The organism is Pseudomonas putida, assembly GCF_028682475.1.
Lineage (GTDB): Bacteria > Pseudomonadota > Gammaproteobacteria > Pseudomonadales > Pseudomonadaceae > Aquipseudomonas > Aquipseudomonas putida_AG.
On record NZ_JANHLE010000012.1, the window covers coordinates 42,780 to 68,103 of the forward strand.

26 protein-coding genes, 1 tRNA gene and 2 pseudogenes are annotated in these 25,324 nt (G+C 59.3%); 14 read left to right on the forward strand and 15 right to left on the reverse strand.

Going from position 1 to position 25,324, the window contains the following annotated elements; genetic code table 11:
* Nucleotides 1-143: 143 nt before the first annotated feature.
* Entirely contained in the window at nucleotides 144-1,085 is a 942-nt protein-coding gene (locus NPS47_RS12260) for a universal stress protein (protein ID WP_274295211.1), read from the forward strand.
* 106 nt (nucleotides 1,086-1,191) lie between these two features.
* Here NPS47_RS12260 and NPS47_RS12265 read toward each other — a convergent pair whose 3' ends face one another.
* The 5 genes and pseudogenes from NPS47_RS12265 to NPS47_RS12285 all read right to left on the reverse strand — a co-directional run.
* Nucleotides 1,192-1,605 carry a hypothetical protein gene (locus tag NPS47_RS12265; protein ID WP_274295212.1) on the reverse strand — a complete coding sequence of 138 codons (414 nt, stop codon included), beginning with the start codon at nucleotides 1,603-1,605 and terminating at the stop codon, nucleotides 1,192-1,194.
* Nucleotides 1,606-1,706: 101 nt separating this feature from the next.
* Nucleotides 1,707-2,075, reverse strand: coding sequence for a hypothetical protein (locus NPS47_RS12270; protein ID WP_274295213.1), 369 nt, complete (start codon nucleotides 2,073-2,075; stop codon nucleotides 1,707-1,709).
* 964 nt (nucleotides 2,076-3,039) lie between these two features.
* A complete protein-coding gene (locus NPS47_RS12275; RefSeq protein ID WP_274295214.1) occupies nucleotides 3,040-3,273 on the reverse strand; it encodes a hypothetical protein in 234 nt (77 codons plus the stop codon).
* A gap of 135 nt (nucleotides 3,274-3,408) precedes the next feature.
* Nucleotides 3,409-3,615, reverse strand: coding sequence for a hypothetical protein (locus NPS47_RS12280; RefSeq protein WP_274295215.1), 207 nt, complete (start codon nucleotides 3,613-3,615; stop codon nucleotides 3,409-3,411).
* A 14-nt stretch (nucleotides 3,616-3,629) separates the two neighbouring features.
* Nucleotides 3,630-3,824: pseudogene (locus NPS47_RS12285) on the reverse strand (DUF2514 family protein); the annotation flags it as partial.
* A 506-nt stretch (nucleotides 3,825-4,330) separates the two neighbouring features.
* Here NPS47_RS12285 and NPS47_RS12290 point away from each other — a divergent pair.
* A pseudogene (locus NPS47_RS12290) lies at nucleotides 4,331-4,570 on the forward strand (integrase); the annotation flags it as partial.
* Nucleotides 4,571-4,690: 120 nt separating this feature from the next.
* Here NPS47_RS12290 and NPS47_RS12295 read toward each other — a convergent pair.
* A tRNA-Ser gene (locus NPS47_RS12295) sits at nucleotides 4,691-4,778 on the reverse strand.
* 121 nt (nucleotides 4,779-4,899) lie between these two features.
* Here NPS47_RS12295 and NPS47_RS12300 point away from each other — a divergent pair.
* The 8 genes from NPS47_RS12300 (at nucleotide 4,900) to NPS47_RS12335 (ending at nucleotide 10,758) form a co-directional block, all read left to right on the forward strand.
* Complete coding sequence (locus tag NPS47_RS12300; RefSeq protein ID WP_274295216.1) at nucleotides 4,900-5,571, forward strand: Bax inhibitor-1/YccA family protein; 672 nt, start codon at nucleotides 4,900-4,902, stop codon at nucleotides 5,569-5,571.
* Nucleotides 5,572-5,794: 223 nt separating this feature from the next.
* Nucleotides 5,795-7,174 carry a nucleobase:cation symporter-2 family protein gene (locus tag NPS47_RS12305; RefSeq protein ID WP_274295217.1) on the forward strand — a complete coding sequence of 460 codons (1,380 nt, stop codon included), beginning with the start codon at nucleotides 5,795-5,797 and terminating at the stop codon, nucleotides 7,172-7,174.
* 128 nt (nucleotides 7,175-7,302) lie between these two features.
* Entirely contained in the window at nucleotides 7,303-7,695 is a 393-nt protein-coding gene (gene tusD / locus NPS47_RS12310; RefSeq protein ID WP_191832093.1) for a sulfurtransferase complex subunit TusD, read from the forward strand.
* Nucleotide 7,696: 1 nt separating this feature from the next.
* On the forward strand, nucleotides 7,697-8,056 hold the full coding sequence (gene tusC / locus NPS47_RS12315; RefSeq protein WP_274295218.1) for a sulfurtransferase complex subunit TusC: 360 nt from the start codon (nucleotides 7,697-7,699) through the stop codon (nucleotides 8,054-8,056).
* A complete protein-coding gene (tusB, locus tag NPS47_RS12320; protein ID WP_274295219.1) occupies nucleotides 8,056-8,355 on the forward strand; it encodes a sulfurtransferase complex subunit TusB in 300 nt (99 codons plus the stop codon). Before tusC ends, tusB begins: the two co-directional genes overlap by 1 nt.
* Complete coding sequence (locus tag NPS47_RS12325) at nucleotides 8,352-8,687, forward strand: TusE/DsrC/DsvC family sulfur relay protein (protein ID WP_274295220.1); 336 nt, start codon at nucleotides 8,352-8,354, stop codon at nucleotides 8,685-8,687. Before tusB ends, NPS47_RS12325 begins: the two co-directional genes overlap by 4 nt.
* Nucleotides 8,684-9,679, forward strand: a complete 996-nt coding sequence (locus tag NPS47_RS12330; protein WP_274295221.1) for a glycosyl transferase family protein — start codon at nucleotides 8,684-8,686, stop codon at nucleotides 9,677-9,679. Before NPS47_RS12325 ends, NPS47_RS12330 begins: the two co-directional genes overlap by 4 nt.
* 110 nt (nucleotides 9,680-9,789) lie before the next feature.
* On the forward strand, nucleotides 9,790-10,758 hold the full coding sequence (locus NPS47_RS12335) for a glutathione S-transferase family protein (protein ID WP_274295222.1): 969 nt from the start codon (nucleotides 9,790-9,792) through the stop codon (nucleotides 10,756-10,758).
* Nucleotides 10,759-10,824: 66 nt separating this feature from the next.
* On the opposite strand, the gene cysG is transcribed toward NPS47_RS12335, so the two are convergent.
* The 6 genes from cysG to ftsK form a co-directional block, all read right to left on the reverse strand.
* On the reverse strand, nucleotides 10,825-12,213 hold the full coding sequence (gene cysG, locus NPS47_RS12340) for a siroheme synthase CysG (RefSeq protein WP_274295223.1): 1,389 nt from the start codon (nucleotides 12,211-12,213) through the stop codon (nucleotides 10,825-10,827).
* Nucleotides 12,214-13,494, reverse strand: a complete 1,281-nt coding sequence (gene serS / locus NPS47_RS12345) for a serine--tRNA ligase (RefSeq protein WP_274295224.1) — start codon at nucleotides 13,492-13,494, stop codon at nucleotides 12,214-12,216.
* A gap of 17 nt (nucleotides 13,495-13,511) precedes the next feature.
* Complete coding sequence (gene crcB / locus NPS47_RS12350; RefSeq protein ID WP_038612780.1) at nucleotides 13,512-13,886, reverse strand: fluoride efflux transporter CrcB; 375 nt, start codon at nucleotides 13,884-13,886, stop codon at nucleotides 13,512-13,514.
* Nucleotides 13,883-15,208 carry a replication-associated recombination protein A gene (locus NPS47_RS12355; RefSeq protein ID WP_274295225.1) on the reverse strand — a complete coding sequence of 442 codons (1,326 nt, stop codon included), beginning with the start codon at nucleotides 15,206-15,208 and terminating at the stop codon, nucleotides 13,883-13,885. The genes crcB and NPS47_RS12355 overlap by 4 nt, the downstream gene beginning before the upstream one ends.
* A gap of 18 nt (nucleotides 15,209-15,226) precedes the next feature.
* Nucleotides 15,227-15,850, reverse strand: a complete 624-nt coding sequence (lolA, locus tag NPS47_RS12360; protein ID WP_038612784.1) for an outer membrane lipoprotein chaperone LolA — start codon at nucleotides 15,848-15,850, stop codon at nucleotides 15,227-15,229.
* A 64-nt stretch (nucleotides 15,851-15,914) separates the two neighbouring features.
* Nucleotides 15,915-18,335, reverse strand: a complete 2,421-nt coding sequence (gene ftsK, locus NPS47_RS12365; protein WP_274295226.1) for a DNA translocase FtsK — start codon at nucleotides 18,333-18,335, stop codon at nucleotides 15,915-15,917.
* A gap of 292 nt (nucleotides 18,336-18,627) precedes the next feature.
* Between ftsK and aat the strand changes: the two genes are divergently transcribed.
* The 3 genes from aat (at nucleotide 18,628) to infA (ending at nucleotide 20,395) form a co-directional block, all read left to right on the forward strand.
* The gene (aat, locus tag NPS47_RS12370) at nucleotides 18,628-19,308 is read left to right on the forward strand and encodes a leucyl/phenylalanyl-tRNA--protein transferase (RefSeq protein ID WP_274295227.1); all 681 of its coding nucleotides are present in this window, start codon (nucleotides 18,628-18,630) and stop codon (nucleotides 19,306-19,308) included.
* A 56-nt stretch (nucleotides 19,309-19,364) separates the two neighbouring features.
* On the forward strand, nucleotides 19,365-20,072 hold the full coding sequence (locus NPS47_RS12375; RefSeq protein WP_274295228.1) for an arginyltransferase: 708 nt from the start codon (nucleotides 19,365-19,367) through the stop codon (nucleotides 20,070-20,072).
* A 104-nt stretch (nucleotides 20,073-20,176) separates the two neighbouring features.
* Entirely contained in the window at nucleotides 20,177-20,395 is a 219-nt protein-coding gene (gene infA, locus NPS47_RS12380) for a translation initiation factor IF-1 (protein WP_002553999.1), read from the forward strand.
* 135 nt (nucleotides 20,396-20,530) lie between these two features.
* Here the strand turns inward: infA and clpA are convergent, their stop codons facing one another.
* Nucleotides 20,531-22,801, reverse strand: a complete 2,271-nt coding sequence (gene clpA, locus NPS47_RS12385) for an ATP-dependent Clp protease ATP-binding subunit ClpA (protein ID WP_038612792.1) — start codon at nucleotides 22,799-22,801, stop codon at nucleotides 20,531-20,533.
* 30 nt (nucleotides 22,802-22,831) lie between these two features.
* On the reverse strand, nucleotides 22,832-23,194 hold the full coding sequence (clpS, locus tag NPS47_RS12390; protein WP_009400967.1) for an ATP-dependent Clp protease adapter ClpS: 363 nt from the start codon (nucleotides 23,192-23,194) through the stop codon (nucleotides 22,832-22,834).
* A 224-nt stretch (nucleotides 23,195-23,418) separates the two neighbouring features.
* Between clpS and cspD the strand changes: the two genes are divergently transcribed.
* Nucleotides 23,419-23,673: a cold shock domain-containing protein CspD gene (cspD, locus tag NPS47_RS12395; protein ID WP_274295229.1), complete on the forward strand. Its 255-nt coding sequence runs from the start codon at nucleotides 23,419-23,421 to the stop codon at nucleotides 23,671-23,673.
* A 67-nt stretch (nucleotides 23,674-23,740) separates the two neighbouring features.
* Here the strand turns inward: cspD and icd are convergent, their stop codons facing one another.
* On the reverse strand, nucleotides 23,741-24,997 hold the full coding sequence (gene icd, locus NPS47_RS12400; protein WP_274295230.1) for an NADP-dependent isocitrate dehydrogenase: 1,257 nt from the start codon (nucleotides 24,995-24,997) through the stop codon (nucleotides 23,741-23,743).
* Nucleotides 24,998-25,324 lie beyond the last annotated feature (327 nt).

The following is a 25,324-nucleotide window of genomic DNA, read 5'->3' on the forward strand; positions in this document are numbered from 1 at the left end:
ACACTGCCAGCAATAAGCATTGGAGAATATAGTTTGCGCGTTTTAAATAGCGATCAGTTCCGTGATCATGCCTACCCACTCGATTCAAGCGTCAACCGCACGTGCCCCTGTATAAAACTGTACTCACGCACAGGAAGACGATCATGCACACGATTCGCAGTACCTTGGTGGTAGTGGATTCGCAAAAGTCCACGGATCAGATCCTGAACAGAGCCAGAATGATTGCCAGCGCTACTCAATCGCACTTGCACCTGCTGGTCTGTTGCAAGGGCAATCATCACTCTCCCTACTTGAACGACATGCAGAACGCTATGAAAAAGGAGGGTTATAGCATTAGCGCTCAACAAGCCTGGCATGGCAGTTCACACAAAACCATCATCGCTGCTCAACAGGCGGAAGGCTGCGGCCTTGTAATCACCCAGCACTTACCCGATAAACCACTGATAAAGCCCCTTCTCACCCCTGAGGACTGGAAACTACTGCGATACTGCCCAAGCCCGGTGCTGATGGTAAAAACCGCCAGGCCTTGGGCCGGCAGCCCCATTCTTGCAGCCGTCGATGTCGGCAATAGTGATGTGGCGCATCGGCTGCTTCATACCGGCATCGTCAGCCACGGCTACGACATCGCCCAACTGGCCGGCGGTGCTCTACACATGGTGAGCGCCCACCCCTACCCCATGCTCTCGGCGAGCGACCCCATGCTGCAAGTCAAAGAGAGCATCCAGGCTTTCTATAGCGAACAATGCAAGAAGCTCCAGGCCGAGTTCCACATCAGTGACGAACGCCTGCATATCGAAGAAGGGCCGGCAGACGTAATCATCCCCTACCTGGCGCACAAACTCGAAGCGGCGCTAACGGTAATCGGCAGTGTAGCCCGTAGCGGACTCAGCGGCGCCTTGGTCGGCAACACCGCCGAAATGATTCTGGACACACTCGACTGCGACATACTGGTGCTTAAACCGGACGACATCATCACGCACCTGGAAGAGCTGGCCGCCCCACCGTCGGAACTATCGGCCGATAGTGCGGCGTCCTCTTGGCCCTATAACCATCACCATCATCATCACCATCGACCCGGTTCGTAGGCGCAGGTTAACTGCCCCCAAGCCTCCACCTGGAAAACCCAGCGTGGGGCTGAACTGAGCGCTAACGTTCAACCCACACTATTGCGACACCTGGCCCCTCCCGCAGTCAGGACTCTATTGGCGTATCTCGATTCCGCCACTCAACGGCGACAGCAATACCCGCCAGCAAGATCGCCAGCGTGTAGGCAAAAAGTCCGAGGTTAACCCCCAGGATCATTTTCTCTGAACCATCCGTGAGAACCATCGAACCACCGTACCCGTCGCGGAGCCAGTAAGCCATCAAGAACCCACCGGTTACGAACACCGTGAGCAGGCTCGCTAGCTTGAGATTGTCTTTGCCCCACACAAGCCAGACACTGAAGGCTCCAATCGCCGTGTTCGTGAATAATTGCCAAGTCTCATGCAGCCGAGCGTGGGGCTCCCAGGCCTGGTTGAAAACATGAGTGTCGTTGATCTCGAGGATCGGTACGACCACGGCGTAAAAGACGATTCCAACTGTCACCAACAGCTTCGCAAGCATCCGCAACCTCCTTGTCCGTGATTTGGGCGTTATCTGCCCCTGCCAGCACTGTAGCGTGCTGCTCACAGGTGATCCAGAAACAAAAAGCCCAGCGCCATAACTTATGTTCTTGAACACACAAACGCAGCATCGAGAAGCCTGCCATGGTCATACCAGGCATCTCTTTGGTAGGCGGAGTAGTGATACTGCTGCCCGGAAACATGGACCTCAACAAGGCCACTGGCTTTGTCAGGGTCGGTGTTTTCAACAAACAGCTTGAGCGAGTTGTTATCCTTTAGCACGAACGTACTTGAACTCCCTCGGAGTTCATCCTGAACGCACACCATATAATCTGGCGGGCTCTTCGCGATAGTGCCGGAAATGTGGTCATGTCCAATGCGGACATCCGGGTTCTGGGCGCAACCAGCAAGGAAAAAGACCACCAAAGAAGACACTATCACGCCGCGGGAGAGCAACCTTGGGCTCTTCATGCTACACCTCCGATCACCCCCATAAAAAACCATGGATAGCTTCGGATGAGAAAAGCCCTTTTTAATTATAGCTACACTGAATATCCAGACACTGCATCACCTGCAAATACTAGCTCCATTGGAAACCGCAAAGTAGTCGAGTTAGCTATATATATTACGTTGAATTTGAATTAGCTCGGTTTATTCACTGTTCAAGCATACAAGTAAATCAATCAATGACTCGAGGTACGCCGTAGTCGAAATGCCCCTGTCCGGACGAGACATGGCCGAACATGGCTATTTCATGCCTGTCATCATCTCGTCACGCTACTCGACCAATATGACCAAGCCAAAGGGATTTGGCCCCGTCTGCAGAGAGCCCGGCCTAGCGCTGGGCTTTTCATTTCCAGCACCCTCCTCGCCCTACAGGCTTTTTGCCAGCCACTGCTACGCTTATCCATGTGCCAGGCCTGCGGCCCTGTGCCGAAGCGGTCCGTTTGCCATGGCCATCATGGCAGGTAGCATTGCCTGCCATTGGGAGGCAGCATGAAACCGCTATTTGTTGTTGTCTTGAGCGCGAGCCTTTGTCTCACCGGTGCAAGCGCTGCAATCGCTGATGAAGTGATTTCCCAGGAAGCTGACACTACGGTTGGGTCTGGATTTGGTGCGGGAACAGGGCTGCTGGTTGGCGGCGCAGTAGGCGGCCCGATAGGGGCAGGTGTAGGACTGTTTGTCGGATCTGGTGTGCAGTCCGCAACGGGACAGCAGGGACACGCTTACAAGGTACGCAGCAGTACCGGAGAGGTAAGCACTTTCCGCTCCCCGCGTGAAGAGTTCGCCGTTGGCCAGCAGGTCGAAGTGAGCGGCATAAGGCTGCGGGCCGCTACGCCATAGGCAGTTTTCGCCCTCCCCTATGAGGAAGCCCGCTTCGGCGGGCTTTTGTAGACTGCGGGTGTGCCGTCAGTCGCGTGAAAGCCCGAGCCTTTTAGCGTTGATCATCATGCACAGTGACCCTCACGCCCGTAGCCACAATCTCGTACTCAGTCTCGGAAATTTTTTTCACGTCACCACCAAATTGCATCTCGAAATGCTTCAGGCCTTCATGTCGAATCATGCCGTTTGACGAGCGTTCGACGGTCTCATCCTGATAGATGTTGATAACGTACTTCACATTATCCGTGCCAACTCCTACTATTTTCCCAACATATTTATCTGCCATGTCCGAACTCCTTGCGCGAATCTTCAAAGTAGCAGGTACTGGCAGGGATTGATGGAACGCCTTGATCGTCGCCTCTTTTATCGTGCGATTCATCCGCTCGGCTGGAATTCCGCATCACAGCTAACCATGGCGAGCTCAAACATGTGGATGTATCGGCCCGCCAAATATCCGCAACTGATACTCCTGAATCGCTTCGAACAATGACGCCGCCTTTAGTCGCAAACGCTCCACTTCCTCCGCTGGCGTAAGGGAATCCCGAGCTTCGTGATATTGGCGTATCGCATCCATTGCCTGGAGCATCAGAGGTTCACCAGCGGCAATCTTCTCGTCCAAGTCGTCCATGACTCAGTTCCTTGTTATTTTATTAAGACAGCATAGGCGGCCTCGCTAGCCAGCCCAGCTATTCGTGCCCGGTCATATGCTTTCGCCAGCTCTCCCGCTCGAGCATCAGCCCGTGCGCGCAGGTCGGAGAGCACCATGGCGGCGAGCTTGGCTGCATCGTCCCGCATCCGCTGACCAGCAGCATCGGCGCCAGTAGCACCAGCCGCCGCGAATTTGGCCGTTGAGTAGCAGTCGGCCAAGATCAAGCCGGTGAGAAGGTAAGGCAACTGAACCAGATGTTCGACGCGCCGCAGTATGCCGAACAGTTCTTGGCGCTGACCCGAAAGCCGGGATCTGCGAATAAGGACTAAGTGCGTTCTCACGGATGCCGCAGGGCACCCGGTCAGCAACGAGAAGACCAAGGTATCGAAGGAAGGCTGGGTCGAATACCAGCCAGAAACAAGAGCAGCTTAACTTTTGACTATCTCACGGGCGGTTGTTTGTGGGTCTCCAGTTGCCGTGCAGCTCTAGCGAACCATACCCCAACGCCTATCACCAGCAGGCAAATGATCACAATGTCCCATGCTTTGTGCTCGACCGCTGAGTAGATCGCAAAAAACTGCAGGGCTGCAGCCCACCACAAAAACGGCGTGATTTTTGAGTAGCGCATATATCACCTCACTACCCCCAACTAATTGAATTTTAGCCGAGTCTCGGCGAGGTATCCCCATGCCCAGAGCTGCTGCGCAATCGCTGGGACGAAGCGCGGGCGCTGGCCAGATCAACAGCCGTGGAGGAAGGCGACAGCCTCTTGGCGGCTCGAATCACGCAGTTCCAGTTCCGCGACATCCGACCGAAGGCAGCATCTGAGATCAAGGATATTGAGGACGCCAGCCTGCTTTTGGGCCATACCAAGGGCGACATCACCGAACGGGTTTATCGCCGGGTTGGAGCAATCGCAAAACCATCTAAATAGGGAAAGTTTCGGAACTCTTTCCGAAAAGTATCGGAACTCTTAGGCTTTTGCCCAAGTTCGGCAGGGACTTTTCTCGCCCCCAAAAACGCAAAAAGCCCTGAATAATCAGGGCTTTGAAGATGGCGGAAGCGTAGAGATTCGAACTCTAGGATAGTTGCCCATCGACGGTTTTCAAGACCGTTGCCTTAAACCACTCGGCCACGCTTCCTCGTATTGCGGGCGCCATAATACCGAAATGAAACAAGCTGTCAAACTCTCTGTGTAGCTGGCTTGCAGACCTCTGTTATGATCTTTGCATCTGAACGTTTCAAACCCACAGGAGTGTCGCCATGCGCGAACAGGATTACGCCGTCAATCACGGCCAGCAGGTCGAGCAGCAGGAGGTCAGCCGGGTCCTGCGCAATACGTACGGGCTGCTGGCTATCACCCTCGCCTTCAGTGGCGTCATGGCCTTCGTTGCACAGCAAATGCGCGTCGGCTACCCGAATGTTTTCGTGGTGCTGATCGGCTTCTATGGCCTGTTCTTCCTCACCAACAAGCTGCGTGATTCGGCCTGGGGCCTGGTGTCTACCTTCGCCCTCACCGGTTTCATGGGCTTCATTCTCGGCCCGATCCTCAACCGTTACCTGGGTATGGCCGGTGGCGCCGAGGTGGTCAGCTCGGCTTTCGCCATGACCGCGCTGGTGTTCGGTGGCCTGTCGGCCTATGTGCTGATCACCCGTAAGGACATGAGCTTCCTCGGTGGTTTCATCACCGCCGGTTTCTTCGTCCTGATGGGCGCGGTGCTGGCCAGCCTGTTCTTCCAGATCAGCGGCCTGCAGCTGGCGATCAGCGCCGGTTTCGTGCTGTTCTCGTCGGTCTGCATTCTGTTCCAGACCAGCGCGATCATTCACGGTGGCGAGCGTAACTACATCATGGCAACCATCAGCCTGTATGTATCGATCTACAACCTGTTCGTCAGCCTGCTGCAGCTGTTCGGCCTGATGGGTCGCGATGACTGATCGAGTGGTTGGTCGTTTGTGAGAAAGCCCGCTTCGGCGGGCTTTTTTGTGGGTGTGGGTTGGCAGGCATTGGCGCGCTGCCAGGTTTTGGCAAGGCTTTGCCTTGCATCGCTGGCAAGACCAGCTCCCACACGGACCGCGCAAGGCTGCGATATCAATCACTACCCCAAATGGCCACAGCCCCGTAGAATGCGCTCCTTTTTTCTTCCGGGGCAGCACTCCCATGAGTTCAATCGAGCAAGGACCCGGCGCACCCGCGCAGGCCAATGAACTGGTCCTCGGCCTTGAAGACCGGCCACGACCGCTGATTGCGATGCTGGCCGCACTGCAGCATTTGCTGGCGATCATTGTGCCAATCGTGACGCCGGGCCTGCTGATCTGCCAGGCGCTGGGGGTCTCGCCCCGGGATACCAACCTGATCGTGTCGATGTCGCTGGTGATTTCCGGGATCGCCACCTTTGTCCAGTGCCGACGCTTCGGGCCGTTCGGTGCCGGGCTGTTGATTGTTCAGGGCACCAGTTTCAACTTTGTCGGGCCGTTGATCGCCGGTGGTGCGTTGATGGTCAAGCAAGGCACGCCGGTGGAAGCGGTGATGGCAGCGATTTTCGGCGTGGTGATCGCCGGCTCTTTCGTGGAAATGGGTATTTCGCGCATTTTGCCGTTCGTTAAGCGCCTGATCACCCCGCTGGTGACCGGCATTGTGGTGTTGATGATCGGCCTGACCCTGATCAAGGTCGGCCTGATCAGCATGGGTGGTGGTTTTGCCGCCATGAGCAACGGCACCTTCGCCAATGGCGAGAACCTGCTGCTGTCGGGCGTGGTGTTGGCGATTATCGTGGTGCTCAACCGCATTCCGGTGGTGTGGATGCGCAGTTGCGCCATCGTCATTGCCTTGGCCGTGGGTTATGCCCTGGCCGGCTATCTGGGCCGCCTGGACTTCACCGGTATGCACCAGGCCGAGCTGTTCCAGGTACCAATGCCACTGCATTTCGGCCTGGGCTTCTCCTGGGCGCTGTTCATTCCGATGCTGGTGATCTACCTGGTGACTTCGCTGGAAGCCATTGGTGACGTTACCGCCACCAGCAAGGTCTCGCGCCAGCCGGTCGAAGGCCCGCTGTGGATGCAACGGATCAAGGGCGGTGTACTGGTCAACGGCGCCAATTCGCTGCTGGCCGGGGTGTTCAATACCTTCCCGAGCTCGGTTTTCGCTCAGAACAACGGCGTTATTCAGCTGACCGGTATTGCCAGCCGGCATATCGGTGTGTGGATCGCGGCGATGCTGGTGATCCTTGGCCTGTTCCCGAGTGTTGCCGGAGTGATCCAGGCAGTACCGGAGCCAGTGCTCGGCGGTGCGGCGATGGTGATGTTCGGGGCGGTGGCCGCGTCGGGAATCAATATTCTCGCCAGCATCAGCCTGGATCGTCGCGCGCTGTTGATTATTGCTGTGTCGCTGGCGTTGGGCCTGGGTGTGGCGCAGGTGCCGGAGTTCCTGGCGCATATGCCGTCGGCGCTACGCAATGTGCTGGAATCGGGTGTGGCTACCGGGGGGATTTGTGCTCTGGTGCTGAACTGGTTCTTGCCGGAGCATAAAGACAAGGCTTGAGATGGCCGTGACGCCATCGCTGGCAAGCCAGCTCCCACAGGGGGCTAGGTAAGCCCCAAAGAGCCCGTGGCATGTTGCTGCGGGCTTTTTGCTTTATGATTGGCGCAGTTTTGCTGAATGAGCCTTCCATGAAGTTCGCCATTGCGGTTTTTTCTCCAGCCCACGCGCCCTCCTCGCGCCGCGCCCTGCAATTTGCCCAGGCTGCACTGGCCGGTGGGCATGAAATTGTCCGGCTGTTTTTTTATCAGGATGGCGTGCACAGCGCTTCAGCCAACGTGGTTGCGCCACAGGATGAACTGGATGTCGCTGCCAATTGGCGGTCCTTCATCAGTGAGCATCAGCTCGATGCTGTCGTGTGCATTGCCGCCGCCCTGCGCCGTGGCGTGCTCAATGCCGAAGAAGCCCAACGCTATCAGCGCCCGGCAGTGAACCTGCCGGCACCTTGGGAACTGTCCGGTCTTGGTCAGTTGCATGAAGGCGCACAAAGCGCCGACCGGTTGATCTGCTTTGGAGGCGATTGAAATGGCCAAGTCTTTGCTGATTATCAGCCGCCAGGCGCCCTGGGCCGGTCCTTCTGCCCGTGAAGCGCTGGATATTGCCCTCGCCGGTGGCGCCTTCGATCTGCCGCTGGGCATGCTGTTTCTCGACGACGGGGTGTTCCAGCTCGCGTCCGGCCAGCAACCTGCCCAGCTGCAACAGAAGAACCTGGCCGCCAATCTGCAGGCTCTGCCGATGTTCGGTGTCGAAGAGCTGTTTGTCGCCAGTAGCAGCTTGCAGGAGCGCGGACTGGCAGTAGAGACCCTGAGCTTGCCCGTGCAAGCGCTGGATGACGCCACGCTGACCGCGTTGATCGACCGTTTTGACCAGGTGATTACCCTCTGATGAGCACCTTGCATGTAATTTCCCACTCGCCCTTCGGCGATAATCGCCTGAGCAGCTGCCTGCGCCTGCTTGGCAACGCGGATGGTCTGTTGCTCTGCGGCGATGCGGTGTATGCCCTGCAGCCCGGCAGCGCGCCGCTGGCAAGCCTGCAGGCCAGCAACCTGCAAGGCCGGCTGTTCGCCCTTGATGAAGACCTGCAAGCACGCGCCATCACCGCTGGCGACGGTGCGAAGGCCATCGACTACCCAGCCTTTGTCGCGCTGTCGCTGGACTATGACAAGGTCAACAGCTGGCTATGAGTACCCTGACTGTAGGCGAGCGCAGCATCGCTCTGGACAAGGATGGCTACCTGGTTGAACTCGGCGACTGGTCCGAAGAAGTCGCCACCGCCCTCGCCGCCCACGAGCAACTGGAACTGACCCCTGAACACTGGGAAGTGCTGACGCTGTTGCGCGCCTTCTACCAGGAGTTCGAGCTGTCGCCAGCTACCCGTCCGCTGATCAAGTACACCGCACTCAAGCTGGGCCCAGAAAAAGGCAACAGCATGCACCTGAACCGCCTGTTCAAAGGCACTCCCGCCAAACTCGCCGCGAAGCTTGCGGGCCTGCCGAAACCAACCAATTGCATATGACCGATCCTCGCCCGCTGATCACCGAAACCCAGGTCGAACACCCTTTCGCCCAGTTCGTACGCATCCTCGGCAAGGGCAAGCGCGGCGCCCGCGGCCTGAACCGCGAGGAAGCCCGCGAAGCCATGGGCATGCTGCTCGACGACAAGGTTGAAGAAACCCAGCTGGGCGCTTTCCTGATGCTGCTGCGGCACAAGGAAGAAAGCCCCGAGGAACTGGCCGGCTTCACCGAAGCGTTGCGTGAGCGTCTGGACGCGCCACAGATCGCGGTGGACCTCGACTGGCCGAGCTATGCCGGCAAGAAACGTCACTTGCCCTGGTACCTGCTCGCTGCCAAGTGCCTGGCCGCCAACGGTGTGCGTATCCTGCTGCACGGCGGCGGTGCTCATACCGCCGGCCGCCTGTACACCGAGCAAGTGCTCGAGCTGCTGCAGATCCCGCTGTGCCGTGACTGGAATGCCGTTGCCCAGGCCCTGGACAGCCAGCAGCTGGCGTTTTTCCCTCTGCAGGACTGGGCGCCGCGTCTGCAATGCATGATCGATCTGCGCAACACCCTGGGCCTGCGCTCGCCGATTCACTCCCTGGCGCGGGTGCTCAATCCGCTGGGTGCCCGTTGCGGGCTGCAGAGTATCTTCCACCCGGGTTACCAGGCGGTGCATCGCGAAGCCAGCCGCTTGCTTGGCGACACCGCGATTGTGGTCAAGGGTGATGGCGGTGAGATCGAGATCAACCCGGACTCCAGCAGCCATCTGTATGGCACAGCGAACGGCATTGAGTGGGATGAAGAATGGCCAGCCCTGGCGCCCCAGCGCCATGTCAAACCGGCGAGCCTTGTTCCTGAGCATCTGCTGAGCGTATGGCACGGCGAAGCTCGCGACAGCTATGGCGAGCTCGCTGTGGTGGCGACCATGGCCCTGGCCTTGCGTGGGCTGGGTCACAGCCGTGATGAAGCCTTCGCGCAGGCGCAACGCTATTGGGATCAACGCCAGGCGTAAGGCAACCCATCTATAAAGTCGATTAAACAGGCGCAGACTTTGCGCTATTCGTTCGAACTCAAGCTCGTACACTGGGCTCTATACTCGAACGAATCGCCAAGGAGCTCAGCATGGGCCTGTTGATCGACGGACGCTGGCATGACCAGTGGTATCAAAGCAGCAAAGACGGTGCGTTCCAACGCGAAAATGCGCAGCGACGCAATCAACTGCCCGCCGCCGAGGCCGGTCGCTACCACCTCTATGTCTCGCTGGCCTGCCCCTGGGCGCACCGCACCCTGATCTTTCGCAAGCTCAAGGGCTTGGAAAGCCTGATCGACGTGTCGGTGGTCAGCTGGCTGATGGGCGAACATGGCTGGACCTTCGATCAGAGCAAAGGCTCCACCGGCGACAAGCTCGAGCACCTGGATTTCCTCCATCAGCGCTATACCCGCGACGACCCGCACTACAGCGGCCGAGTCACGGTACCGGTGCTGTGGGACAAGCAGGAACAGCGCATCGTCAACAACGAGTCGGCGGAGATCATTCGAATCTTCAACCATGCGTTCGACGACTTGACCGGCAATCGCCTGGACCTCTACCCCGCACCACTGCAAGCCAAGATCGATGCGCTGAACGAGCGAATCTACCCGGCCATCAACAACGGCGTGTACCGCGCAGGCTTTGCCACCTCGCAGCAGGCATACGAGCAGGCGTTTGATGAAGTGTTTGCCGAGCTGGACTGCCTGGAGCAACACTTGGGCGAGCATCGCTATCTGGCCGGGGAATACCTGACCGAGGCGGACTGGCGGCTGTTCACTACGCTGATTCGTTTCGATGCGGTGTACCACGGGCACTTCAAGTGCAACCTGCGGCGCCTGGCTGACTATCCGAATCTGTCGAACTGGCTACGGGAGTTGTATCAGTGGCCGGGGGTGGCCGAGACGGTGAATTTCGAGCATATCCAGAAGCATTACTACATGAGCCACAAGACTATCAATCCGAACGGGATTGTGCCTAAAGGGCCGATGCAGGATTTTGCTGTGGCGCATGATCGGGAGCGTTTGGCGGGACGAGGGATTTGGATAAAGGCGGGAAACTAGGGCTGGATTCATCGCGGGGCAAGCCCGTTCCCACCAAGTGGGAGCGGGCTTGCCCCGCGATGTTTTTCAGCCTTGAGAACCTTCGAACCAAGCCAGCTTGTCGCGCAACTGCACCACTTCGCCGACGATCACCAGGGTCGGTGCATGCACTTCATGCTCAGCCACCAGGGCTGGCAGGTCAGCGAGCGTACCGGTGAACACCCGCTGGTTCGGTGTAGTGCCCTGCTGCACCAGCGCTGCCGGGGTATCAGCCGCACGACCGTGACGAATCAGCTCGGCACAGATGGTCGGCAAGCCAACCAGGCCCATATAGAACACCAGGGTCTGCGCCGGTGCCACCAGGTCATTCCAAGGCAGGTTGCTGGTACCGTCCTTGAGGTGGCCAGTGACGAAACGCACCGACTGGGCGTAATCACGATGCGTCAGCGGAATCCCGGCATACGCCGAGCAACCACTGGCTGCCGTGATCCCCGGCACTACCTGGAACGGAATGCCCTGCTCGGCCAGTTCCTCGATCTCTTCGCCACCACGACCGAAGATGAACGGATCACCGCCCTTGAGGCGCAACACCCGCTTGCCCTGACGCGCCAGGGTAACCAATAGCTGGTTGATCTGCTCCTGGGGCACGGCGTGGTCAGCGCGACGCTTGCCGACATAGATACGCTCGGCATCACGGCGGCACAACTCGATGATCGCCGGAGCGACCAAACGGTCGTAGAGCACCACGTCGGCTTGCTGCATCAGGCGCAAGGCGCGGAAGGTCAACAGGTCCGGATCGCCCGGGCCCGCGCCAACCAGGTACACCTCGCCCGGCGCCTGATAGCTGGCACCGTCGATCTTGGCCTGCAGCAAACGCTCGGCTTCAGCCCCCTGCCCGGCCAGTTGCCGCTCAGCGATCGGGCCCTGGAAAACATCTTCCCAAAAGCCGCGACGCTGATTGACGTCCGGATAGAGCGCCTTGACCTTGTCGCGAAAACGCGCGCCCAGCCCGGCCAGCTCACCGTAGGCGGCAGGAATCCAGGTTTCCAGCTTGGCCCGGATCAAGCGCGCCAGCACCGGCGCATCGCCGCCGCTGGACACCGCAACGACCAAAGGCGAACGGTCGACAATGGCCGGAAAAATGACCGAACACAGGGACGGCGCATCGACCACATTGACCGGCACGCAGCGCTGGTGAGCATCCGCCGAGACCTGGGCATTGAGCGCCTGGTCATCTGTCGCCGCGATGATCAGCTGGCAACCCTCAAGGTCGCCCGCCTGATAACCACGGCTGAGGATTTCACCACCGCTGTGCCGGACCAACTCGGCCAGTTGCGCTTCGATTTCGGGCGCGACCACCCGCAGCACCGCCCCGGCGTCGGCCAGCAGACGCGATTTGCGCAGGGCAATTTCGCCTCCACCGACAACCAGCACCTGGCTGCCGCGCAGTTTGTGGAACAGCGGCAGAAACTCCATTTAGGCGATGACCTCCAGGCCACCCATGTACGGTTTGAGCACTTCCGGCACGCGGATCGAACCGTCGGCCTGCTGGTAGTTCTCCAGTACCGCTACCAGGGTACGGCCTACTGCCAGACCCGAACCGTTGAGGGTATGGACCAGCTCCGGCTTACCGGTTTCCGGGTTGCGCCAGCGCGCCTGCATACGGCGGGCCTGGAAGTCACCACAGTTGGAGCACGAAGAAATTTCGCGGTACTTGTCCTGGCTCGGCACCCAGACTTCCAGGTCGTAGGTCTTGACCGCACTGAAACCCATGTCGCCGGTGCACAGCGCCAATACCCGGTAAGGCAGCTCAAGGGCCTGCAGCACGCGCTCGGCGTTGGCAGTCAGGCCTTCCAGGGCTTCCATGGACTTGCTCGGCTCGACGATCTGGACCATCTCGACCTTGTCGAACTGGTGCTGACGGATCATGCCGCGGGTATCGCGACCCGAGGCACCGGCTTCGCTACGGAAGCATGGGGTGTGGGCAACGAACTTGACCGGCAGTTGCTTGGCATCGAGGATCTCGCCGGCAACGATGTTGGTCAGCGACACTTCGGCCGTCGGGATCAGGTAGAAGTCGGCTTCGCCGTCGCGGCTGATCTTGAACAGGTCTTCCTCAAACTTGGGCAACTGGCCGGTGCCTTGCAGCGCCGGTGCTTGCACCAGGTACGGGGTGTAGGCTTCTTCGTAGCCATGCTCGCTGGTGTGCAGGTTGATCATGAACTGCGCCAGGGCACGGTGCAGACGGGCGATCGGGCCACGCAGCAAGGCGAAACGGGCGCCCGACAGCTTGGCTGCGGTTTCGAAGTCCAGACCACCGCTCAGTTCGCCGAGGGCCACATGGTCCTTGATCTCGAAGTCGAAGCTGCGCGGGGTGCCCCAGCGGCGCACTTCAACGTTGTGATCTTCATCGGCGCCGACTGGCACGCTTTCGTCCGGCAGGTTGGGAATGCCCAGCAGAATCGCATCCAGCTCGGCTTGAATACCGTCCAGCTCGACCTTGCCGCTGGCCAGTTCCTCAGCCATGCGCTCGACATCGGCCATCAGCGGGGCGATGTCTTCACCGCGGGCCTTGGCCTGGCCGATGGATTTGGAACGGGCATTACGCTCGGCCTGCAGTTGTTCGGTACGGGTCTGCACCACCTTGCGGCGTTCTTCCAGTGCCTCGATGCGCGCGACATCCAGGCTGAAGCCACGGGAGGCCAGGCGGTCCGCCACTTCCTGAAGTTGGCCGCGTAACAGTTTGGAATCGAGCATGTCGTTCTCTCGTTGGTTCAGAATTTGGTCAAAGACAGGCCGGCCCAGGTTGCGAGCAGCCCGCCGAATACGCTGATTCCGGCATAACCGAAGGCCAGCGGCGCCTGCCCGCTTTCGAGCAAGCGCACGGTATCCAGTGAAAAGGATGAAAATGTAGTGAGACCGCCGAGAAACCCGACGATCAGGCCCGCGCGCAGTTCGACCGGCACCAGCGGGCGATGCAGAAACAACCCGTAGAGCAAGCCGATCAGCAGGCAGCCAATCAGATTGACCGCCAGCGTACCGAGATAGAAGTGGCGTGGCCAGTGGGCATTGACCCAATTGGCCGTGGCGAAACGCAACAGGGTTCCGGCAATGCCTCCAGCGCTGACCGCGGCGATCACGGCAATCATGGTTTTCTCCGTTGCCGCGGGCTCTTGCGGTCGAGTTCAGCGAGGTGTTTCAGCTTCTCGCCGATCTTCAGCTCCAGGCCGCGCGGTACCGGTTGGTAGTAATTGCGCGGCTCCAGGTTGTCGGGGAAATAATCTTCGCCGGCAGCGTAGGCATCCGGTTCGTCATGGGCGTAACGGTATTCGTCGCCATAACCCAGTTGTTTCATCAGTTTGGTCGGTGCATTGCGCAAGTGTAGCGGCACTTCCAGCGAGCCATGTTCGCCGGCTTCACGCAGCGCGGTTTTGAAGCCCATGTACACCGCGTTGCTCTTTGGCGCGCAGGCCAGATAGGTGATCGCCTGGGCCACCGCCAGCTCGCCTTCGGGGCTACCCAGGCGCTCTTGTACATCCCAGGCCGCCAGACACAGGCTCAATGCACGGGGGTCGGCGTTACCGATGTCTTCGCTGGCCATGCGCACTACGCGCCGGGCGATATACAGCGGATCGCACCCGCCATCGAGCATGCGCGCAAACCAGTACAGCGCGCCGTCGGGATTGGAGCCGCGCACCGACTTGTGCAACGCCGAGATCTGGTCGTAAAAGGCTTCACCGCCCTTGTCGAAACGCCGACGGCTGTCGCCGAGCAGGCTTTGCAGCAGCTCGACACCGATTTCGCCGCCGTCTTCAGCCAGGTCCGAGGCATTTTCCAGGAAGTTGAGCATGCGCCGGCCATCGCCATCGGCGGCGGCCATGAGCATCTGGAAGGCTTCATCGCCAACGCGCAACTGACGCTTGCCCAGGCCACGCTCTTCAGTCAGGGCGCGATTGACCAGCTTGCGCAGCGCGGCTTCGTCAAGACTCTTGAGTACGTAAACCCGCGCCCGTGACAGCAGCGCGTTGTTCAGTTCGAACGAAGGGTTCTCGGTAGTGGCGCCGATGAAAATCAGCGTGCCGTCTTCCACATACGGCAGGAAAGCATCCTGCTGGGACTTGTTGAAGCGGTGCACTTCATCGACGAACAGTATCGTGCGGCGCCCGTACTGTCCGGCCTGCTGTTTGGCGATTTCCACCGCGTGGCGGATTTCCTTGACCCCAGCAAGCACTGCCGAGACCGTCTCGAAGTGGGCGTCACAGAACTGCGCCAGCAGCCGCGCCAGGGTGGTTTTGCCAACCCCGGGCGGGCCCCAGAAAATCATCGAGTGCAGAGCGCCCTGCTCCAGCGCCTCACGCAGCGGTTTGCCGCGGGCCAGCAGATGCTCCTGGCCGACGTACTCGTCCAGATTGGCCGGGCGCAAGCGCGCGGCCAGGGGCTGGGCTACCGGATCGCTACGAAACAGGTCCATGGGCGGCGCTACTACCTCTTATTCCGAAATGACATCGGCGCCTTTCGGGATGTCGAACTTGAACTTGCTCGCCGGGATCGCTTCGTTGGCTTTGACCCCGGTGAACAGAATGTTAGTACGCTGGCCGACGCTGTCGATCAACTGCATGTCATTGACCAGGCCTTTGCGGAACGATAGACGCAGGGAGTCAAACAGGGTGTCTTTGGTTTTCGGCTTGAGGGTGAAATCCATGACGTCGCCCTGCTCTTTGGAGGTGATATCGAAGCTCTGGCTGATCTTCGACACATCGCCAGACAACAGCAGTGCCGGGGTCTCGGTCAGGCGCTGGTCGAGCTTCTTGATAGTCGCCTGCTCCAGGTCCGGGTCCCACAGGGTAACGGTCTTGCCATCCGAAACCACCACCTGCTCCTGCGGTGCATCGGTATGCCAGTAGAACAGGCCAGGACGCTGTACCGACATTTGCCCCGCCGTTTCCTGCAGGCTGGTGCCACTGGCGTCCAGCGTCAGCTGGGAGAATCGGGCCTCGATGGTTCTGGACTTTTCCAGCAACTGGGTCAGGCGCGCCACATCCTGCTCACCGGCGAATGCCGAAGCGCTGGACAGGGCCAAAGCGGAAACCAACATCATGCGAATCAGGCGCATGGCAATCCTCGTTGCAGTATGGATGGGCCTGTGGCCGGTCGCTGGCCACAGGCTGGAAGGTTCATCAGTCGCGGGACGGCCCGGGGGCAATCACTTCGCGCGAGCCGTTGGTGTTCATCGCGGTAACCACACCGGCCATTTCCATTGCCTCGATCATCCGCGCGGCGCGGTTGTAGCCGATCTTCAGCTTGCGCTGTACGGCGGAGATGGAGGCGCGGCGGCTTTCCAGGACGAATTGCACGGCTTCATCGTACAGCGCGTCGGTTTCGGCATCATCGTCGCCGCCACCGCCGCCGCCGTCGAAACCGCTGCCGGCTTCTTCGACGCCGCTGAGGATGTCTTCGTTGTAGTCCGGGGCACCGCGCAGCTTCCACGCCTCGACTACCCGATGGACTTCATCATCGGAAACGAAAGCGCCATGCACTCGGATCGGCAGGCTGGTACCCGGCGGCATGTAAAGCATGTCACCGTGGCCGAGCAGCTGTTCGGCGCCGCCCTGATCGATGATGGTCCGCGAGTCGATCTTGCTCGATACCTGGAAGGCCATACGGGTCGGGATGTTGGCCTTGATCAGACCAGTAATCACGTCCACCGATGGCCGCTGGGTCGCGAGAATCAGGTGGATACCGGCAGCACGGGCCTTCTGGGCGATACGCGCGATCAGCTCTTCGACCTTCTTGCCGACGATCATCATCATGTCGGCGAATTCGTCGACCACCACGACGATGGTCGGCAGGGTTTTCAGCAGCGGCGGCACGTCGTCCATGCTTTCGCGCTTGAACATCGGGTCGTAGATCGGCTCGCCGGCTTCCTCGGCGTCTTTGACCTTGCGGTTGAAGCCCGCGAGGTTACGCACGCCCATGGCGGCCATCAGTTTGTAGCGCCGCTCCATCTCGGCCACGCTCCAGCGCAGGGCGTTGGCGGCGTCTTTCATGTCGGTGACCACTGGGCAAAGCAGGTGCGGAATGCCTTCGTAGATCGACAGTTCGAGCATTTTCGGGTCGATCATGATCAGCTTGGCGTCTTCCGGGCCGGACTTGAACAGGATCGACAGGATCATTGCGTTGACCCCCACCGACTTACCGGAGCCGGTGGTACCGGCAACCAGCAGGTGCGGCATCTTGGCCAGGTCAGTGATCACCGGCTTGCCGCCGATATCGTGCCCCAGGGCCATGGTGACCGGCGATTTGGCTTCATCGTATTGCGGCGACGACAGCACTTCGGAGAAGCGCACGATCTGCCGGTCTTCGTTGGGAATTTCGATACCGACAGTGGTCTTGCCGGGAATCACTTCAACCACACGCACACTGGTGACCGCCAGGGAACGGGCGAGGTCTTTCGCCAAGTTGGCGATACGGCTGACCTTGACGCCAGCAGCCGGCTGGATTTCGTAACGGGTGATCACCGGGCCCGGATGGATGGAGTCCACCGAGACCTCAACGCCGAACTCCTTGAGTTTGATTTCCAGCAGGTTGCCAACACCAGCCAGGGATTCGGGCGAGTAATTGACCTGCTTTTTCTCGGCAGGGTCGAGGATCGAAATCGGTGGCAAGGTGCCTTCGATGGCGCTGTCGACGAACAGCGGCGCCTGCTTTTCCTTCTGCACGCGCTTGCTCAACTCCGGCGCCTTGGCCGGTGCCGGTGCTGGTGCCGGCATGATCACTGGCGCAGGCGGCTGCACGCGCTCGGCGACCGGCTTGCTCGGGGCCTGCTCACGCTCGACGATGCGTTCCCTGGCCTTGACCTGCTCACGGCGATCCGCCACCACCGGGGCCACAACGTCATGGACCTCATCGTCGACTTCACGCAGCTGCGCGACCAGGCGCTTGCGCTCGTTGCGCGCCGCCCACCAGCGGTTGGCGGCGCCCTGGAACAGCTCGAACAGATCGAGGGTAATTTTGCCGGTCACGTCCATGACCTTGAACCAGGACAGGTCTGTGAATACCGTCAGGCCAAACAGGAACAAGGCGATGAACATCAGCGTGCTGCCCTGCACGTTCAGGGCATTCTTGGCCAGGTCGCCGAGGCTTTCGCCCAGCGCGCCACCGGCCGAAGCCGGCAGGCTGGCGGCCGAGTGGAAGTGGATATGCGCCAGTGCCGCGCCTGACAGCACCAGGAACACCAGCCCAATCAGGCGCCAGGAGAACAGCCAGCCGCTCCACTGCCAGGGCTGGTGACGCTCGCGGAAGATCTGCCAGGTCTTGATCGCCAGCAACAGCGGGAAGATGTACGCAAAGTAGCCCAACACCATGAACAGGACGTCGGCGAAGTAGGCACCCGCACGTCCGGCGGCGTTCTGCACCTGCTCGACGTTGCTGGTATGGCTGAAGCCCGGGTCGGCCTGGTCGTAGGTCAGCAACGCCATCCACAGGTACAGGCACAGCGCCCCCATGGCAATCAGCGCGCCTTCCTTGAGGCGATAATGCAATTGCTGGCGCCACTGCGGCACAGGCAAGGGATTCGATGTTGCGGTGGATTTCTTCAAAACGCGTCTATTCCTGCGCTCAATGCGCGTCCAACAGTGATTGACCTATGTGAACAGTCAACAAACCACTACTTTTAACATTACTGCCCGCATACCGCCATGGCGGCACGCCAGAAACACGCGTAAACGGGGGCCAATTTCCTATATCGCAATTTGAGCACGCATTTTCTTTTGTGACAAAGGCTTATGCGGTGTTTTTATGCAAGTGTGACAACAAACGCCCATGCAAGTTGCGAAGGCTCAGGAATGGAGCGATGCTGGGCGCCCTCCCCTACTCCGCCATTGAACGACGATGCTGACCTGGTTGAGCCGCGACTCCCTGACTTTCCCTGCGCTGGATAAAGCCCTGCGCGATCCCAACGGCCTGTTGGCCGCCGGCGGCGACCTCAGCGCCGAGCGCCTGGTGCAAGCCTACCGCCACGGCTGCTTCCCCTGGTACCAGGATGGGCAGCCGATCCTCTGGTGGTCGCCCGACCCGCGCACCGTGCTGTTTCCCGACGAGCTGCACGTGTCACGCTCGCTGCGCAAATTCATCCGCCAGGGCCACTACCAGGTCAGTTTCGACCAGGATTTTGCCGCGGTCATCAACGCCTGCGCGGCACCCCGCGACTACGCCGACGGCACCTGGATCACTGACAGCATGCAGGCGGCCTACCTCAAACTGCATCAACAGGGCTTTGCCCATTCGGTGGAGGTACGCCAGGACGGTGAATTGGTCGGCGGCCTGTACGGCCTGGCCATGGGTCGGCTATTTTTTGGTGAATCGATGTTCAGCCGCGCCGACAACGCTTCCAAAGTAGGCTTCGTGACCCTGGTCGAACACTTGCAGCAGGCCGGCTTTGTCCTGATCGACTGCCAGATGCCGACCGATCACTTGCACAGCCTGGGGGCCCGGGATATTGCCCGGGCGACCTTCGCCGACTACCTGCAACGCTACCTGGACCAACCCAGCAGCGCCAATTGGGTTTGCTAGCGAGTTTTTCCAGCTGGCTTACACTTAAATCTAAAGCACCTCCCGAGGGGTTGATCATGACAGAGCTGGCGCGGTTGAAGTTTTATGCCACTCAACCCCATTCCTGCAGCTACCTGCCAGACGAACAGGCCACCACGCTGTTTCTCGACCCGAGTCAGCCGATGGATGTGAAGGTCTACGCAGACCTGTCGGAAATGGGTTTCCGGCGCAGCGGCGACCACTTGTATCGCCCACATTGCCAGAACTGCAACGCCTGTGTGCCGGCGCGGATTCCGGCTGCGCGCTTTCTGCCCAACCGCCAACAGAAGCGCATCCTCAAGCGCAATGCCGACTTGACTGTCAGCGCCGCGCGCCCAGCATTCAAGGAGGAGTACTTCGAGCTGTACCGGCGCTATATCGAACAACGCCATGCTGACGGTGATATGTACCCGCCCAGCCGCGATCAGTTTGCCACCTTCCTGGTCCGCGACCTGCCGTTTTCCCGCTTCTACGAGTTCCGCCTCAACGGCCGCCTGGTCGCCGTAGCGGTCACCGACCTGCTACCCAACGGCCTGTCGGCGGTCTACACCTTCTACGACCCCGACGAAGAGCGCCGCAGCCTGGGACGCTTTGCCATCCTCTGGCAGATCACCGAAGCCCTGCGCCAGGGTCTGGACGCGGTCTACCTCGGTTACTGGATCAAAAACTGCAAAAAGATGAACTACAAAACCCAGTACCGCCCCATTGAGCTGTTGATCAATCAGCGCTGGGTAACCCTGAACTGAAATCATTGGCTTAAAATCCAGTTTTCGGGCACAATGCACGCCACTTTTTTTGCCTGGCGCAGTTGTGCACCGGGCCATTAACTGGACACCGAGGGCTTTACTGCATGTCGAAAGAAGACAGCTTCGAAATGGAAGGCACTGTCGTCGACACCCTGCCCAACACCATGTTCCGTGTGGAGTTGGAAAATGGGCACGTCGTTACCGCGCATATCTCCGGAAAAATGCGCAAGAACTACATTCGTATTCTGACCGGTGACAAGGTCCGCGTCGAACTGACGCCTTACGACCTGAGCAAGGGGCGCATCACCTACCGCGCCCGCTAAGCGACACCAACAAAAACGCCCGGCTATATGCCGGGCGTTTTTGTTGGTCTTCGAAAAGCATCGCCGGCAAGACCGGCTCCCACAGGCAGGGCATACAACCTACCTGTGGGAGCCGGCCTTGCCGGCGATTAGCCGTTACGCCATCTCAGCCGTGGTTTCGAACTCGAACACCAGCTCGCCATCGCGAATATCGATGTGCACCACACCGCCATGCTCGGCCAGCTCGCCGAACAGGATCTCTTCGGCCAATGGCCGCTTGATCTTGTCCTGGATCAGCCGCGCCATTGGCCGCGCCCCCATCTGCGCATCGTAACCACCGGCAGCCAGCCAGCTGCGCGCCGCATCGCTCACTTCCAGCAGAACACGCTTGTCTTCCAGCTGCGCCTGCAGTTCGATGAGGAACTTGTCCACCACGCTCTTGATCGTCTCGTGACTGAGGCGACCAAACTGGATGATGGTGTCCAGACGGTTGCGGAATTCCGGCGTGAAACTCTTCTTGATCACTTCCATCGCGTCGGAGGAATGATCCTGCTGAGTGAAGCCGATCGAGGCTCGCGCAGCAGTTTCGGCACCGGCGTTGGTGGTCATGATCACGATGACGTTGCGGAAGTCCGCCTTGCGCCCGTTGTTGTCGGTCAGGGTGCCGTGGTCCATCACCTGCAGCAGCAGGTTGAATACTTCCGGATGGGCCTTCTCGATTTCATCGAGCAGCAAGACGCAATGCGGCTGCTTGGTGATCGCCTCGGTGAGCAAACCACCCTGGTCAAAACCGACATAGCCCGGAGGCGCACCGATCAACCGCGAGACGGTATGCCGCTCCATGTACTCGGACATGTCGAAGCGCACCAGCTCGACCCCCAGAGCCTTGGCCAGCTGACGCGCCGCCTCGGTTTTACCGACACCGGTAGGCCCTGCGAACAAGAACGAACCGACCGGCTTGTCAGGCGACTTCAGCCCCGCACGCGACAGCTTGATCGCAGTCGCCAGCGAATCGATTGCCGCGTCCTGACCGAACACGGTCAGCTTCAGATCACGCTCAAGATTACGCAGCAGCTCTTTGTCGGAACTGGTGACGTGTTTTGGCGGAATCCGCGCGATCTTCGCGACGATGTCCTCAACTTGCGGCACATCGATACGCTTGACGCGCATCTCCACCGGCTGCAGACGCTGATAGGCGCCCGCCTCGTCGATCACATCGATGGCCTTGTCGGGCATGTGTCGATCATTGATGTAACGGGCTGCCAGCTCGGCAGCGGCGCGCAAGGCTTCATCACTGTACTCGATATTGTGATGAGACTCGAAACGCCCCTTGAGGCCACGCAGGATACCTACGGTGTCTTCCACCGATGGCTCGCTGACATCGACCTTCTGGAAGCGCCGCGCCAGGGCGCGATCCTTCTCGAAGATCCCGCGGAACTCCTGGAAGGTGGTCGAACCGATGCAACGGATATCACCCGAGGACAGCAACGGCTTGAGCAGATTGGAGGCATCCATGACGCCACCGGAGGCCGCACCGGCACCGATAATGGTGTGAATTTCGTCGATAAACAGGATTGCCTGCGGCCGTTTGCGCAACTCGTTGAGCAGCGCCTTGAAGCGCTTCTCGAAGTCACCGCGGTATTTGGTGCCGGCCAGCAAAGCGCCCAGATCCAGGGAATAGACCACGCTTTGCGCCAGCAGATCTGGCACCTGGCCATCAACGATACGTTTGGCCAGGCCCTCGGCAATGGCAGTCTTGCCGACACCGGCCTCACCAACCAGCAACGGGTTGTTCTTGCGCCGGCGTGCAAGGATCTGCGCCACGCGCTCGACTTCAAGCTCGCGACCGACCAGCGGATCGATGCGGCCTTGGCGGGCCTGCTCGTTGAGGTTGCTGGCATAGGCATCCAGGGGATTACCCGAGGATGAGGTCTCGCCACCATCCTCGTCCTGCATGTCCTGCTCGCCCTCGGAGTGCTCACCATGGCCCGGCACCTTGGAGATGCCATGGGCGATGTAATTGACCACGTCGATACGCGCCACGCTCTGCTGCTTGAGCAGGAACACAGCCTGGCTTTCCTGTTCGCTGAAAATCGCTACCAGCACATTGGCGCCGGTGACTTCACGCTTGCCCGAGCTCTGGACATGAAAGACTGCACGCTGCAGCACACGCTGGAAGCCCAGGGTTGGCTGGGTTTCACGATCCTCGTCATGCACGGGAATCAACGGCGTGGTGGAGTCGATGAACTCCTGCAGGTCGTGTTTGAGTTTGTCGAGGTTCGCACCACAGGCGCGCAGAACGGTCGCGGCGGCCTCATTATCCAATAGCGCCAGCAGCAGGTGCTCGACGGTCATGAACTCATGACGTTTCGAGCGGGCCTCCTTGAAGGCCAGATTGAGGGTGACTTCGAGCTCGCGGTTTAACATAGCTTCACCTCATACCCAAGTGGCCGGCGATTAACCGTCCTTCTCGATTTCACAGAGTAGCGGATGCTGGCTTTCCCTTGCGTATTGGTTGACCTGCATGGCCTTGGTCTCGGCGATGTCACGGGTAAACAATCCGCATACTGCCCGTCCTTCTGTATGGACGGCCAGCATGACCTTGGTCGCCAGCTCGCGATTCAGGTTAAAAAACACCTCGAGCACTTCGACGACGAAATCCATCGGTGTGTAGTCATCGTTGAACAAAACCACCTTGTACATCGGTGGTGCCTGCAGGGCCGGTTTGGCCTCCTGTACCGCCAGGCCAGAACCATCGTCCTCATGCGATTGCGGGCGATCCTGATTGAATGTTAGTCGAATCTGGCTATGTGCATGCATGGAAAGAATTTCATCATTTCGACAGGTTGGATTATGGATTGACCGCACAGGCGACGCGCAACAGCGCCACCTCACCTTGACTATCGGCAAAACGGTGTTACAACCAATAAGAACCCACCGTGGTCGATAAAGATCCGCGCAGTCAACCAGAATTTTCGCAGGTTCATATGCGGATGGAGTGGATGATACTCCAGTGATGGAGTCCTTTGCAGAGGGATATGAGGATGGCAAGCGGTAAAGTCAAGTGGTTCAACAATGCCAAGGGCTACGGCTTCATCAATGAAGAGGGGAAAAGCGAGGACCTCTTCGCCCACTACTCGGCTATCGAGATGGAGGGCTATAAGACCCTGAAGGCCGGACAAGCCGTCAGCTTTGAGATCATCCAGGGGCCCAAGGGATTGCACGCGGTGAAAATCACCAGCGTGAAAGCTGAAACCACCGATCCAGCATCCACGCCACCCACTACCGTTACCGCCTGACCGCCAACGCACATAAAAAAGCCGGCCCGTTGCTATGAACGGGCCGGCTTTTTATTTCTTTACCCGCTTACATGTGCTTGATCAGCGCATCACCAAAGCCGGAACTGCTGACCAGCGTCGCACCGTCCATCAGGCGCTCGAAGTCATAAGTCACGGTTTTAGCGGCGATGGCACCGTTGGTACCCTTGATGATCAGGTCAGCCGCCTCGGTCCAGCCCAGGTGGCGCAGCATCATCTCGGCCGAAAGAATCACCGAACCCGGGTTGACCTGGTCCTTGCCGGCGTATTTCGGTGCGGTACCGTGGGTGGCTTCGAACATGGCCACGGTGTCGGACAGGTTGGCACCCGGCGCAATACCGATACCACCGACCTCCGCCGCCAGGGCATCGGAGAGATAGTCGCCGTTGAGGTTGAGGGTGGCAATCACATCGTATTCGGCCGGACGCAGCAGGATCTGCTGCAGCATGGCATCGGCAATGGCGTCCTTGACGATGACTTCACGGCCGGTTTTCGGGTTCTTGAACTTCATCCACGGGCCGCCATCGAGCAGCTCGGCGCCGAATTCGTTCTTGGCCACTTCGTAGCCCCAATCCTTGAAGGCACCTTCGGTGAACTTCATGATGTTGCCCTTGTGCACGATGGTCAGCGACTTGCGGTCGTTGTCCACAACATACTGCAGGGCTTTGCGCACCAGGCGCTGGGTGCCTTCCTTGGATACCGGCTTGATGCCGATACCGCAATCCTGATCGAAGCGGATCTTGGTGACACCCATTTCTTCTTTCAGGAACTTGATGACCTTGGTCGCTTCAGGCGAACCGGCCTTCCATTCGATACCGGCATAAATGTCTTCGGAGTTTTCGCGGAAGATCACCATGTCGACGTCACCCGGCTTTTTCACCGGGCTCGGCACGCCCTGGAACCACACCACCGGACGCAGGCAGACATACAGGTCCAACTGCTGGCGCAGGGCAACGTTAAGAGAGCGAATACCTCCACCGACCGGAGTGGTCAGCGGACCTTTGATGGAGACGACGTAATCTTTGACCGCGTCCAGGGTTTCCTGGGGCAGCCAGGTATCCTGGTCATACACCTGGGTGGCTTTTTCACCGGCGTAGACTTCCATCCAGGAAATCTTGCGCTTGCCCCCATAGGCTTTCTCTACAGCAGCATCGACCACTTTGATCATGACGGGACTGACGTCTACGCCAATGCCGTCGCCTTCGATGAACGGGATGATCGGATTATCAGGAACATTGAGAGAATGGTCCGCATTGACGTTGATTTTGTCGCCGACTGCCGGAACCTTGATTTTCTGGTATCCCATGCTGCACTCCGTTTTTTTTGGTGTGGTACGTCATCTGGATCCCCAGAGCGTACCCCAGATGCACGGCAACGGGAACCACGGCAGCGAATGCACCAAATTGGGACCATTGCGCCTACATCTTTGGTCTAAAAAAGCCGCTGTTACACCTTGACCTTGATGATTACGAGCAAGGATTTGATATACTCCGCCGGTGACCAAAGGGTCACTGGGGCGAACCGTCATTCAACCCCGACCTGACTGGGCTGTTACCGCAGTTCAGCCGTTTGACACTCGACTGATGCAATCCACCATCACTGCACAGAACCCTCGACCTTCTGCTCATAGATG